The organism is Edaphobacter bradus (assembly GCF_025685645.1).
In the GTDB taxonomy this organism is placed as follows: Bacteria; Acidobacteriota; Terriglobia; order Terriglobales; family Acidobacteriaceae; genus Edaphobacter; species Edaphobacter bradus.
Genome location: NZ_JAGSYF010000001.1, coordinates 617286 through 631490 on the forward strand (window position 1 = coordinate 617286; position 14205 = coordinate 631490).

The following is a 14205-nucleotide window of genomic DNA, read 5'->3' on the forward strand; positions in this document are numbered from 1 at the left end:
GGAGGCTGGACGTGGAACGAATAAATCGGGGACGCATGAGAATGGCGAAAAAAGTGTTTCGAAGCGCGGGTCTGTTGAGCTGCGTTGTTCTGCTGTTCTCGGCGCAGATGTTTGCCCAACTCTCCACCGCGGCCCTCAACGGAGTGGTTCGCGACTCGACTGGAGCGATGGTGCCCAATGCAAGGGTTACGCTGACCGCGGTGGACACCGCGGTGGACCACACAACCCTGTCCAACAACGCCGGCGAGTACGTCTTCACCAGTCTCACGCCGGGTAAGTACACCGTCCAGGCGTCCGCAAAGGGGTTCGAGACAAAGAAAGTCTCTGCGTTCCTGCTGGCCGTAGGCCAGACGGGAACAATCGACTTCACGCTCGCCGTCGGCACTGAATCGAGCGTCGTTACCGTTGAAGCGCAGGCAGAACAGCTTGATGCAACCAGTTCGAACTTGGGCACGGTGCTCGCCACCAAGCAGATAAACGAGTTACCCACGAATGGTCGCAACTTTACCTCGTTGCTTTCGTTGACGCCAGGCGTCGTTCCGGTCAGCACAGGTCAAAACGGCAGCCAGGGCGGGGGCGGATTCTCCGCGCCGGTCGCAGAGGGCTCGTCGTTCAGTTTTCCTGCAGTCAATGGACAGACGAACCGCAGCAACTTCTTCCTGACAGACGGCCTCAATAACTTTGGCAGCATTCTGAGCACCTACGCGGTTCCTCCCATCATCGATGCAATTCAGGAGCTCAAGGTCGTCTCCCACACCGACAGCCCCGAATATGGTTCAGTCCTGGGTGGCGTGGTCAATGTCGTCAGCAAGACCGGCACCAACGCCTTCCATGGGTCGGCTTGGGAGTACTTCCGCAATGACGCGCTCGATGCCCGTGCAACTTTTCTGAAGAGGATCCCGGATCCTAACAACCCAAGCAATTCTCTGCCCGGTAAAAAGCCAACCTTCCATCAGAACCAGTTTGGCGGATCCTTGGGGGGCCCCGTCTGGATTCCGAAGGTTTACAACGGGAAGGACAAGACATTCTTCTTCGTGGCCTACCAAGGATTTCGATACAATGAAGTGGCTGCCAATAACATATTGGTGCCGACAGCGGCACAGCTGGCCGGCGATGAGACTGGTGCCAACCAAATCTACGATCCGTACTCTACCAGACCCGACCCTGCACATCCAGGCCAGTACCTTCGTGATCCCTTCCCGGGAAACCAGATACCGGCAAGTAGGATCGATCAGCGTATGGTGGCCTTTGCCAAGTTCGTGTATCCCACGGCCGGCCCCCTTGTAAAAGGAACGAATGCCGTTGACAATACCCCGCTGGTGCAAACCGAGAACGAGTTCACTGCCCGTGTAGACCAGAACTTTGGCAAAAAGGACTCCGCGTGGTTCCGCTATAGCATGATCAACAACGTGGTGAGCAAGTCAGGCGGACTTCCGGGGCTGCAGGGCGCAAACTCCGTCCCCGCCCGTAACTGGGGAGGTAGCTACGTGCACGTCTTTGGGCCAAGCCTTATTCTGCAGTTGCAGTACGCTCGAACGACTGTCCGGTCCGACTCCACCAACCACTGGACCAAGTCGATCAACGACATCTTCACTACGGTCGGATTTAGCTCTGCATTTGCTGGCGGCTTTGCTGCAAATGGAGGTGGAAACTTGCTTCCCGGGACGGGAATCAATGGTTATTCGGATGGTGGCGAGAGCATTAACCTTACACCGAAGGCCACAGACAGCCATCAGGTCAGCGGCGTCCTCACCAAGATTTTAGGCAATCATGAAATTCGTTTTGGCGGTGGCTTCATTAGCAATACTTTCGAAGCCCCCCTCGGGCAGATCGGTCTGCACTTCCTGGCACAGCAGACCGCGAGCCAAGAGGAAGTGCTGGATGCAAGCGGTCACCCGATAGCGACAGGTGACCCGGTAGCTTCATTCCTGTTGGGCGTTCCGGACGGAGCCAACCGCCGCAATGTAAACGAAAAGACCCGGCCGGGTGGTGTGATGGACTTCTTTCTCCAGGATTCCTGGAAGGCGACGTCAAAGCTCACTGTCAACTACGGCCTTCGCTACGACTACTCCTTCCTTCCTCCGTATGGTACCAACGACACCATCGGTCAGAATGGAGGAATCGAGACCGGCGACATGAACTTCGCCAACGGAACCTATGTTCTGCAGAAGCTTCCACCAACCTGTGCAGCCAGAGGCTACGCGCCCTGCATCCCAGACCCCAGCGGTCAACTCCCCGCTCACGTGGTCGTCGATCCGCGCGGCAAGATCGCTCACAACTTCACCGGCAACTGGGGGCCGCGCCTCGGTTTCTCCTATCGCCTGGGAGAAAAGACGGTGCTTCATGGCGGTTACGGCATCGTCTATGACAACTGGGCTGCTGTGTCCCAGATGGCGCAGAACATCGAAGGTTCCTGGCCCGATATCGGTCAGTTGCTCGCTAACGGCCTGAACCAGCCAACTTCGGCTTCACCCACTCCGAACCGGACCGTGCAGAATCCGTTTGGCAGTGTGGGAGGCGGGCTCTTCCCGGCCGCCACCCCATTCGACCAGGTGCAGTGGTTCTACGATCCCAATATCAAGAACGCTTACTCGGAGCAGTGGAACGTCGGTATCCAGCGTCAGCTCAACTCGTCCACAGCCATCACGGCCAACTACGTAGGCTCCGGTGATCATCGGGTGGTTACAGGCGGCTACTACAACACCGCCTTGACACCTGGACCGGGCGATCCGCGGACACGGTCCCTGTACCCCTATATTGCGCCGACTTTCTACGACCGCAGCACCGGGACCTCTTCCTACAACGCTGCGCAGTTTCAGTTGGATAAGCGTTACTCAAGTGGACTGTCCTATTCCGTCGGCTACACCTATTCCAAGTCGATCAACGCCGGTGGCGATGGATGGTTCGGTGCAGAAGGTGGTTCTCCGGTTGACCCCTATCATCCCAACAAATTCGGAAGCCGCTCAGTGTCTGGTACGGATCTCACCCACGTCCTGACGGAAAACACGATCTTCCAGATTCCAGTCGGTAAGGGACATCGCTGGTCCACGGGCAGCGGCTGGGCGGACTATCTCCTTGGGAGTTGGCAGCTCAACAATTTCCTCACGGTCCGGTCCGGCCTTCCATACACTCCCACCATCAGCAGTGACATCGCGAACACTGGGAACGTTGGGTGGTCTGGATATGAACATGCCAATCTCGTGGGTGATCCTCACAAGAATGTTCCCAAGGGCGATGGATTCAATCCCGCGGCTTACACGGCTCCGGCGCAATATACCTTCGGCACTGCTGGTCGAAACTCGTTGCGTTCCGCGCACTATATCAATATGGACGCGTCGATCTTCCGCCAGTTCCCAGCATGGGAAGAAACAAGATTCGAGTTCCGGCTTGAGGCGTTCAACCTGTTCAACCATCCAACCTTGGGTACACCCAATAGCGACTTGAATAATGGAACGCGTTTCGGGTTGATTAACAGTACCTCAAGCACAGCCAGACAACTACAACTAGGCGGAAAGTTCATCTTCTAGGCACTTTTAACTGGTCTCTGACTGATAGAGGGCCTGCCTTCCAACAACATGGAGGCAGGCCCTCTTAAGTTCCCTAAGTTAAACTAACGAATGTGTTTAGAAGGATGGGGCCGATGCTCAATCGTAGTGCAGCCTGGAGATGCGGGATAGTGGCCGGCAGCCTGTTTTTTACCAGTGTCGCGGGCGGTGCGCAGTCGTCCGGTAAGCAACATTATGAGCCGGCGCTGAGCTCTCTCAATAGCCATCCCCTTCCGCAGTGGTACGCCGACGCGAAGCTCGGGATATTCGTTCATTGGGGACTGTATTCGGTGCCGGGTTGGGCACCGCTGCAGCACCCCAACCACGACTTCGCTTCGTCCGATTACATCAAAAACAATCCTTACGCCGAGTGGTATTACAACGTCATGCGTGTCCCTGGCTCGCCCACCGCGGCCTATCATCGAGAGCACTTTGGCGCCAACTTCAGTTACTACGACTTCGCTCCCATCTTCGACAAGGAGACGCAGAAGTGGGATGCGGACCAGATGGCCAAGGCCTACAAGGACGCTGGGGCGAGGTATGTTGTGCTGACGACCAAGCATCACGATGGCTTCACCCTGTGGCCCAGTGAGGTGGAGAATCCTAATCAGAGGAATCTGCACGCGTCCCGGGATCTCGTCAAGGACCTTACAGAATCGGTCCGCAAGGCGGGGATGCGGATGGGACTCTACTACTCGGGAGGATACGACTGGACCTTCAATCGCGGTCCGATTCTTGACCCTTCGGACTATGAGACGGTCAAACCTGAAAGTATTGCCTACGGCAGATATGCGGACGCCCAGATCGAAGAGCTGATCAATCGCTATCACCCCTCAGTTCTCTGGAACGACATCGATTGGCCGAAGACCGGTCATCCGTTGAAGATCATGGCGGACTACTACAACGCCGTGCCAGACGGTGTCGTGGATGATAGGTATGGCGTCAAGCACTCCGATTTCACCTCACCCGAATACGCTAAGCTCGATGAGATCAGCCCGACGAAGTGGGAGGAGTGCCGTGGCCTGGGCCAATCCTTTGGCTACAATCGAGCCGAAGGCGAGGCCGAGACGATTGCTCCGGCTGAACTCATCAGTCTGCTCGTGGATATCGTGAGCAAGAATGGCAACCTGCTGCTCGATGTGGGGCCGGAGGCCGATGGGACGATTCCGCCGGTGCAGATGGAACGGCTGCAAGCTTTGGGTGCCTGGCTTAAACAGAATGGCGATGCTATCTACGGGACGCGGCCCTGGACCCGTTCTGCGGGCGAAACGGATCAGGGGATCGGCGTCCGCTTCACCCGGAAAGACGCGAACCTGTACGCCACGCTGCTGGGAAAACCGCAATCCTCAGCCATCGTGGTTCGTTCGGTTAAGGCTAGGCCGGGCTCTCAAATCTTCCTGTTAGGAGAGAGCAAACCCCTCAAATGGTCGCAGCAGGGAGCTGACCTGCACGTGCAGTTTCCGTCAGTCTTACCCGGCAACTATGCCTATGTGCTTCAACTGCAGCCCGGGGATTGATCTAATTAATTCATTCTATCTCCGGGGTCGCAGGAGCCGTTCCCCGAGTCCTATTGGACTGGAGGTGCGTTGGTCGAGTGGAAGACACAGGGGTACACTGGAATGGTAGGTAGAGGCGTTTGCGGGTGATTCGCACCGCTCCAGCATGCTGTGAGCAGCCGGACAAAAATAGGCCACAGCACGCCGGGCGAGCGGGTTGTCCTAGATAACTTGGTAGTAGGCTGCCCAGGCGGAGTTTAGGAGTATCAGGTCGCGCAACCATATCCATATAAATAATATGGTGTCGCTTCGGACGTTCCTGCGTTGTTCCTGCGATTAGAGTGGAATTTACGGCATGTTTTAGGTAATTTACGAGTCCCAACCAGCCTTTTTCTGCCATAACTAGTCAATCCAGGTAAATGTTGAAATAAATTGGTTAGAAGAAATAAGAAAAGCCTCCGCATGCGGAGGCTTTCTGGTTTATGTCGGTAGCTTGTTGATTCTAAAAGGTGGCCAGAGACGGGATCGGTCTCTCGATTGGCTAATGGAATCAATAACTTACAGATTCTAAATGGTGGAGAAAGTGCCACAAGTGCCAGAATGCCCAATTCCTCTTGCAAATCTCTTGCAAATTCTTAGGGGTTCGGAAGGCAGAAGAGACCGAGACTCGCAATCAAAATGGTACCTCCAGGTAGTTTGGTGTACCTCTAGATGGCGGAAGTCTGTTCGGTGACCCAAGCGCGTTGTCAGTGAGTGACTCGGCGATTATGCAGCAATTGACATCCGGACCGAAATGATCTGGTGGGGCCAACCTTCAAGAATGTGGACTTTAATGCATCGAAGACGTTCCCGATTTTCGAGAGGATGAATCTCCAGTTCAGAGCGGAGCTCTTCAACCTCTTCAACCACACCAACTACAGCACGCCGGATAACGGCGTACAAGACGCGCAGTTCGGTCAGATCCTGCGCGCGGCCGGCCCCGGACGCGAGGTACAGTTCGCGCCTAAGCCTGTGCCTCGCCAAGACTTCGTCGTGCTGTATTTTGTTAGATTTCCATCTGAAGTCTCGTCGCGCTCGCCAAAATTCAATCCGACCGAGAAATGGAGGTGCAAGCTTGGGTTCTCTCTAGTTTCCGATTGGTTGGCGGAGAACATGATTATTGGTTCTTCAATGAATGGAAGAACGTTCTGCACTCGGTCGGCGTCCTCGAACTGAGCGAGATTGTGCAGTTCCAAAGCCAGTTGCCTTTCGACAGAAACCTTGATCTCCGCTGATCTCGTATTGGAAATACGGCCGAACATGCGAATCTCTATGTCACTAACTGCATCCCTGATAAATTGTTTTGCATCTGGAGTAGATCTAAGCGCCCAAAGAATAATGGCACTGTGAGTTGAGTGTTGGCATTTATTGGTCCTCCTTCTTAGTCGTATGCGACTAGAAAGGACCTGCAAGAAAAAGCTTCGCGAGGGGAAGATCTCAAAAAAATAATGGTTAGACGGCTGAGGCTTCGTTTGCCGAAGCCATGAGGTTCGTCTCTTGCGAGTATTGGCAGATCAGGGGAATCTTTGAAAGAGAGAGCAGTCTATTCTTCCGTCTCCCGAGTAAATCCAGTGTCACTGAGAAAGGTCCTCACAGAGGAGCTTAAGGGAAAATCTGCGCCTCGTGGCTCAGGGGTCCTAAACCGAGGCTGGCTACTTCGCGCGCGTGCTCAAGCCGCAGTTTAGCGAGGACGGCCACTCTATTCGCAAAACAGTTATCCTAGCATAGAAATCCGAGCGAGCTTTGGTGCAGCACCTACCCCTCGAACTAGCATTACGTCAAAACAATTCAGACAAAAAGGCCCGGAATTTTTCGGGGCTTCTCATTCACGGTTCGAACCAATAAATCGAACGCAACTTCATGCTTGCACTTAGTGCAAAAGAAGAGGAGGTTCGGTCCGGCCGAGCGTGTCGAAGAGCGGCTGGGCCGGGGTGAGTTGGGGGTTCTCCTCGGCGACTGAGACTGCGAGGATTCTGATCTTATCGTTGTTCGGTAAAGTCAGGGTTCGCTCGTTGCCGTTGAGATCGATCGAGTAGGCGAAGAGGTAGGAGTACTGGTAGGGCTGGTTGAGGCCGTCGGCGGTGTGCTGGTGCGAGGCGTACCAGGCGAGGCCAGCGGGCTTGATGTATCCGGGCTTGAGGCCCGCGTAGTCCTCCGGGTAGCGCTGTGCGACGGGACGTTGTTCGCGCTGCTGGAGGTCATCCGGCGGCCACTGAGCGTGATTGGCTGAGGTCGCCCAGTCGCGTTCCTGCTGATTCTTCCAGAGGCGCGTGTCCCATTGGCCGATAAAGCCCGTCCAATTCTGGATGGTGAGGTTGACGTTCTTGTCGCCCAGTTGGAATGTGCCGTTCTGGTCACCGACGGCTGCGGCGGCGAGGATGTAGACGCGGTTGTAGTGGCCTGCAGGGAGGGTGATTGTTTGGCCTTTGGCGACTACGGCGTTTGGAGTACCGGTTTTGGCTGGCGCTAGTTCGAACTCTACGTTGTTATAGTGGAGCTTCGAGGGAAGCATTTCGGCGGGCATTGCTTTACCGGTGCCGTCGAAGCCTCTGCCGGTGGTTTTGGTGTCGTCGTTGCTTGCGATGGCGAGGTCGTATTGCAGCGGGACAGGTTGGGATTTTACTGCGCTAAGTTTTGTGGATGGCGTGCCGAGGCACAGAGCGAAGGTTCGTGGTTGGTAGGGAGTGAACGATGTTACGAGAACGCCGTTGTTGACGCTGGCGTCTCCCGCTGGTTGCTCTTGCGCGTTTACTTCACGGGCAGAGGCGATGGGACCAGCAAATGAGACGTGTACGTCGTGCGCTGGCTTGCCGTCGAGTTCCACAATGCGAAGGATGATCTCGTCGCTGTTCTCGGCTTTCTTGAGAGCGAGCACGCGGATCCGTGAGTTGTTGAGGTGGATGAGAGAGAAGCTCTTGCCGAGTGCGCCGCTGTGCTTGGCTGTCTGGAAGGCGAGGAGTGGCGTGTTGAGCCGGTAGGCATGCCAATCGGTTTGCGCAGAGCGCCAGTCTCCGGGGTGGCCGATGAGTCCGAAGACGAACTCGTGGTGCCCCCAATCCTGATTGGCTTGATCGCTGTAGGGAGAGGGACGGCCGTTGGCTGGAGGCTCGATCCCTGGTGAGCGCATAAGGGTCAGGCGGATGGTGTTGTCGGTGGGTTTGTCAGAGCCGTTCTTGTAGTCGGTGAGGATGGTGGTTCCGAAGGTACCGCTCTTATCGGCGAGGTCGATCCAGCGGTGCGATGCGACTTCGAACTGGCGCTCGTTGGCGTTGGGGCGCTGGATGGTTCCGATCTCCCAGTTGTAGGTGGCGATTTCGTTGGAGGCGCTGAGCGGGAAGGTTGCTTTGAGGTTGGCGGAGAGGGTCTTCCAGTCGATTGCGTTGCCGAATTCGACTCGGTTGCCGGGGTCTCCTGCGTAGAGGCTAACTGTTTGGACGAACTTTGAGCCTTCCGTTTCGCGGGTTACTTCGAGAGAGACACGGACGGGGCCGTTCTCCTTGATGCGGACTTTGGCTGGACCGCTGACGTAAGCGCGTGGAGGCGCCTGCTCCTGATCGAAGTCCATATTCCATGCGGGATAGACCTTGGGCTTGTCGTTGGAGATGGCGAGGCGCATTGGAGCGGAGAGGAGTTCTTTGTTGAGCGATTTGTCGTAGATGCTGGAAACGTCGCCATCGGAGTTCAACCTGACGCGGTAGCGGGCGTTCTCGAGGGAGGATTCCGTTACTTTGAGTTCTGAGCTGGAGTTCGACGTTTGCCCGGGAGCGATGCTGTAAACTGCGTAGCCGACAGAGGGCGCCTTGGCCAGGAAGAGAACTTTACCGCCCTCCACTTGTGAAGGCACTTCTTTTCCTGTCGCGTCGGTTACGCGGGCGGACTTGGACGATCCAGCCAGATCGATGTCGGCTTCGACGATGTCTTCGCGTGTGATGTTGAGAGGATTGAAGACGACGACGGGGGTTCCGGCGACTTGAGTGTCGAGTGCGGAGGCGATGGCTTCGCTGGCGTTGGTGAATATGCCAGCAAACTGATTCGCTGCGATGACGTCGTCGTTCCATGCGAATTCATAGGAGCGCGGGGTTGCTGTTCCGGCTCCAGTGTCGTGGAAGTGGCCTCCCAGTTCGAGCATCCAAGCATCGTTGAGGCGTTGCTGGGGATAGGTTCGGCCTCCCAGCCATTCGGCGGCGACGGAGGTCTTTTCGGCGGCGTCGGCGAGTTGTTCGTTCCTGAGGACCCAGCGCTTGTGATACGCCTGCGAAGTCAGGGAGCCGGCGGAGTGATTGATGAGTTCGAGGTCTCCTTTGTACTGCGGGAGGCGCGAGGTCATTGCAGCAGGGATGTCGTTGAAGAGTTGATCAGCGGCAGATTCGACTACGTGGACTGGGCCGTCGCCGACTTTAATTGACGCACCGGTGGGTTCTGCCGTCGGGGTTTCACCCATGGCGAATGCGGCGCGAGGCGGAGAGGGCAGAGTGGTTTCGCTCTTTGTGACGATGGCTTCGAGCAGCTTTACGGTGGATTCCTGAGTAGCTCCGCCTATGTCGCCGGTGCCGACGTAGTGATAGTCGGCGAAGACTCCGGTGACTTTTCCGTTGACGTCGATGCGTTTGACCCAATCCTGTTCCTGCGGGCGCTGTCTCGCGACTGCGGCGGCCTGTTGAGGTGTGAGGCGGGCTCGCTCTTCGCTGGTGAGTTGCGGCGCTGAAGCGGAGACCTCAGTGGGCTCCTTGCTGAGGTCGGTGTAGACGTTGCTGCCGTAGCCGCCGGGGTTTAGAGCAGCGATGACGCCTTTGCCGTCAGGGCCGATCCACATGCCTACATTGAAGGGAATGCCTTCGGGCGTTTGCTCAGGCGAGCCGGGCCCTCCAATCTTTGGAGCGGGCTGCCACTGTGCGTTGAGTTTCTGAGTGGAGAATCCTTTCACACCGGCGTGGGCGAGAATGCTGGGGAGAGATGCAGGGAATCCGAAGCAGTCGGGCAGCATATATTCCGCGCTCGCTTTGCCGAAGTCTTTGCGAAAGTATTCGTTGCCGTAGAGGATCTGGCGGAAGATTCCTTCGGCGCTGGGGAGGTTGACGTCTCCTTCTTCGACGGAGGAGCCCGCCGGATACCAACGTCCAGCGGCGACGTATTGCTTCATCTTTGCGTAGTCGGAGGGGAAGTACTCCTTCATAAGGCGATAGCGATTTGCCCCGGTCCAGTTGAAGACGTAGTGCGGGTAGCGATCGATGTAGTCGAAGTTGACGCGCATGGTCTTGAGGAGATATTCGCTAATGGTCTGAGGGAACTCCCATCGCCATTGGGTGTCGAGGTGCGCGTAGGGGACAACGTAGAGGGTGGGATCTCTGGTGATGTCAGGGGCCTTCATGGTCTGGCTGCGGACTGCGCCGGGGAGAAGCAGGCCCGCGACTGTAGCGTAGATTGCCGAACGTTGGAAGCTTCGGTGGGCGGATTTTTTTCTAGAAGAAGACGCGGGGGATTCAACAGGTCGCATGCTTATAGCCATCCATTTGCAGCCAAAGTGGCCGGAGTGATTTGAACTTGATGTGACGCGAGAGAGATCCTGTAGGGAAAAGCTACTGCAGGATCTCTTAGCTCAAGGTTGATATTGCTTTGTTTCAAAGTGATGAGCCGCTTCGACAGGGAAGCGGCTCATCGAGTGCGTGCCAAGCTGCGCTTAGAAGGCGTACCGGAGGCTGAACTGGAACTGACGTTCAGACGCGTAGGTGTTTCCCTTCTGAGTCACACGGCCGAAGGTGTTGCTGGTTGGAGAGACATCGGGGTTATCCCAGTTGGGGTGGTTTGTGTAGTTGAAGCTCTCTGCCTTGAAGATCAGCTGATGGTTTTCATGGTTGGGGACGATGTGGAAGCCCTTCTGGAGTGCAGCCGAGAAGCTCTGGAAGCCGGGTCCGTAGATCAGGCCACGCATGCCGCGCGGAGCGAAGGTGCCTGCCGGCGCCGTCGACCATATTCCTGAACCCACGCCTTCAAACCACTGGTTGGGGGTCTTTCCGGCACGAGAGAACTGGTGGGGGAGATTCGGACTGCGGGAAACGACCCAGAGCTGGTTGCCAGACCCCGGCCCAACTCCCGCGACGTCGTTGTTCTGCGAGACTGTTTGCGGACGGCCAGATTGCGCCTGGATGGTTCCGGAGAATTGCCAGTTGCCGAGCATTGTCCGCGCAAACAGATTGCTCGCATTGTTGGCGAAGGGAATATCCCAGACATAGTTGATCACGAGAACGTGCCGAGTATCGAAGTCGCTGGGGCCATAGAAGTTTCTGTTGCTGAAGGCGTTGGGAATGTTGGTGCCGTTGGAGGACCCGAAGTCGAGACTCTTGGACCAAGTATAGGCAGCACCGAAGAGCAGTCCCTTGGTGAGACGGCGCTTGAGGTTCGCCTGCATGGAGTGATACATCGCGCTGCCGACGTTCTCGGCTTCGATGACGGTCGAGAAGCCTTTGTACGGACGAAGCGCATCCGCGTTTTTGATGGTGGGGTTTGCCTGCCTCGTCCCCGCCTGGAGCTGATTGATATTGGCGAGCTGCTCGAGGTGATAGCCCCGGCGTCCGACGTAGCTGAGGGTGAACGTTGCGACATTCGTGAACTCATGCTCAACCGTCACATTGAATCCCCAGGCCTCAGGGCTTGGGTAGGTATGCGCATGAGAGGTGAAGGCGAGCGGCAGAGCGTTTTGGCCGAGACCGCCAGGATTATCGACGCTGCCTAGCGTCACCGTGGATGCCGGTTGGAAGGGAGCATTGCCACCGACGTGCACTGTATCGCTGATGCCGAGGCGCTGCACGTAACGGCCGGCTCCGGCGCGTACGACGGTGCCGGGATTGAACTGATAGGCAAAACCAAGACGAGGCTGAATGTCAGTGTAGACCGTCGGCGAATAGCCAGAGTTATATCCGCGGAAGAGACGCTGATAGTTGCCGTTGAGGATGGAGTCAGGCACGTGGCCCTTGGCTTTGCTAGGGAACCCGCTACCGGGGATGACGACACCGTTATAGGGATCCCCACCGGTAAGGAAACCGGTGTTTGGATTGACGACAGGAGCAAGGGACGCGCTGTAGTCCTTCGGGCTGAAGAACGCCTGGTTGCCCCATAGCGCGTGGTACGGCGTCATGATGTCGTAGCGGATACCGTACTCGAGTACGAGTTTCGGATTTACGCGCCACTGGTCCTGGCCAAACATGCTGTACATGTTGCCGCGGAACAGGGTGTAGGAGCGTGTTCCGATCTCGCCGTAGGTATCGAAGAGCCCGAGGGCGACGTTTGCCACCGCAGCGTTCGATGTGGGGTTGGGCTTGCCGCCACGAGTGTCGGTAAAGGTGAAGAGGCCGTTCTGGTTGTTGGTGGTGCCGGGGCGGGTGTTATCGACGCTGATCTGGTCGTAGTTGTTTTCGCCGGCATACTCCCACTGGAAGCCGGCCTTGATCGTGTGGTTTCCCCAGACCCTGGTGATGTTGTCACCGAAATCGTAGACAATACCGCCTGAACGCGATGGATATGGGCCGCCGTCGAGCGTCCCGAAGTTCTGGAGCTGGATGGTCGGAATCTTATTGGGAACCACTTTGGTGGCGGACCCGAAGAGGTACGGGTAATTGATGCCGTACTTGGTGCGGTCGTACCGGCCCGACGAAGTGTCGATGTTGATGTCGACGTGATCGGCGGCTCCGGACGCATATGCGTCATTGACCATGCTCGGGTTGATCGTCCAAGTCCAGTGCAGAACGCCGATCTGATTGGGGCGATGGAAGATGCGGGGGTTGGTGTTGAAGTTGCCGAAATGCGGCTCGTAGTCGTCGTAGTTGTAGTCCAAAAGGCTGAAGCGCAGGTGGTGCGCTTCGAAGGGAATGTAGTCGACGACAACACTGTCCTTGCGTTGTCTTTCGGTATAGAGAGCGGTATCAGTCCAGTTACTGGAGGCATTTCCTGTGAGATTGGCCGCCGGATACGCGTTGAGCAGGCCGATTCCGTTAGGGCTGAGTTGGCTTTGAGGAATGACGTTGTTGGAATAGGGAACGCCAGTCGTAGGATTCACGAGTTGAATGGGGCCGCTGTAAAAGATGTTTGGCCCGAGCAACTCGCTGAAGTTACCTTGCCGCATGAGGGCCGTGGGGACCTTGAGGGTGGAACTGGAGGTGTCATCGTGGTTGTACTTTACCCATTCCTGTCCGACGAGGAAGAATAGCTTGTCGCGATTCTTGTTGAAGTGGCCGGGAATGTAGACTGGACCATTGAGGTTCCAGCCGAACTGGTTGTACCGGAATGCTCCGCGCTTTAGTCTGTTAAGGTTACGGCTCCAGGTATTGGCATTGAGTGCGTTATTGCGGAAGTATTCGAAGGCGCTGCCGTGGAAGTCGGTTGTCCCGCTCTTTGGAACCATTCGGATCTGTCCACCCGAAGTGCGTCCATACTCTGCCGAGTAGCTGGTGGTCAGCACCTGCACTTCCGAGGTGGAGTCCACGTCGGCAACGCCTACGCTGGTGCCGTTTGAGCGCGTGCGCACCATCGGAGCGCCGTCGAAAGTGATTACGCTTTCTTGCGAGCGCGCGCCGTTGACGTTGATGCCGTTGTCGAGACCGAAGGCGAAGGCCGCCATGGAGTTGTTACGGACAACGCCTGGCTCCATCTGCGCGAGATAAAGCGGATTGCGGCCGTTGAGCTGGATGTTTTTCACCTGCTCCTGCGTGATCAGCTGGCCGACTGAACCGCTCTCCGTCTGCACGGTGTTGGCGCTGGCTTCCACAGTGATCAAAGTGGTGGTGTCGCCGACTTTCATCGTGACATCAATGCGGCGGCCGATATTGGGATCAACCTGCACCCCACTGAGGGTCGTCGTCTGAAAGCCTGGAGCTTCCACACGTACGTTGTAGCTACCCGGTGCCAGATTGGTAATTGTGAAGTTACCCGCTTCGTTGGTGACCACATCCCTGTCAGTTCGGGTCGCGTCGTTGTGCGCAATGACCTTTGCGTTTGCGACGACGGCTCCGGAGGTGTCGGAGACCGTACCTGAAAGCGATGAGGTATCGGTTTGAGCGATTCCGTGTCTCGGAAACAATACGGCAATCGATAGGATTGCGCAAATGCACCATATTTTGATGGTTATGGCTTTC

General features: G+C 56.6%; 5 protein-coding genes and 1 pseudogene. 3 read left to right on the forward strand and 3 right to left on the reverse strand.

The annotated features are described in order from the left end of the window. Positions 1 to 41 precede the first annotated feature (41 nt). The 3 genes and pseudogenes from OHL16_RS02525 to OHL16_RS20460 form a co-directional block, all read left to right on the forward strand. Positions 42 to 3527 (forward strand): TonB-dependent receptor, encoded by a 3486-nt coding sequence (locus tag OHL16_RS02525; protein ID WP_263365494.1) that lies wholly within the window; start codon positions 42 to 44, stop codon positions 3525 to 3527. A 113-nt stretch (positions 3528 to 3640) separates the two neighbouring features. Then, a complete protein-coding gene (locus OHL16_RS02530; RefSeq protein ID WP_263365495.1) occupies positions 3641 to 5062 on the forward strand; it encodes an alpha-L-fucosidase in 1422 nt (473 codons plus the stop codon). 801 nt (positions 5063 to 5863) lie between these two features. Continuing rightward, positions 5864 to 5977: pseudogene (locus OHL16_RS20460) on the forward strand (hypothetical protein); the annotation flags it as partial. 20 nt (positions 5978 to 5997) lie between these two features. On the opposite strand, the gene OHL16_RS02535 reads toward OHL16_RS20460, so the two are convergent. The 3 genes from OHL16_RS02535 to OHL16_RS02545 all read right to left on the reverse strand — a co-directional run bounded on the left by OHL16_RS02535 (position 5998) and on the right by OHL16_RS02545 (position 14150). Beyond that, positions 5998 to 6342, reverse strand: a complete 345-nt coding sequence (locus OHL16_RS02535) for a hypothetical protein (RefSeq protein WP_263365496.1) — start codon at positions 6340 to 6342, stop codon at positions 5998 to 6000. 608 nt (positions 6343 to 6950) lie between these two features. Beyond that, positions 6951 to 10448 (reverse strand): alpha-mannosidase, encoded by a 3498-nt coding sequence (locus OHL16_RS02540; RefSeq protein ID WP_263365497.1) that lies wholly within the window; start codon positions 10446 to 10448, stop codon positions 6951 to 6953. 309 nt (positions 10449 to 10757) lie between these two features. Then, positions 10758 to 14150 carry a TonB-dependent receptor gene (locus tag OHL16_RS02545; RefSeq protein ID WP_317891023.1) on the reverse strand — a complete coding sequence of 1131 codons (3393 nt, stop codon included), beginning with the start codon at positions 14148 to 14150 and terminating at the stop codon, positions 10758 to 10760. Positions 14151 to 14205 lie beyond the last annotated feature (55 nt).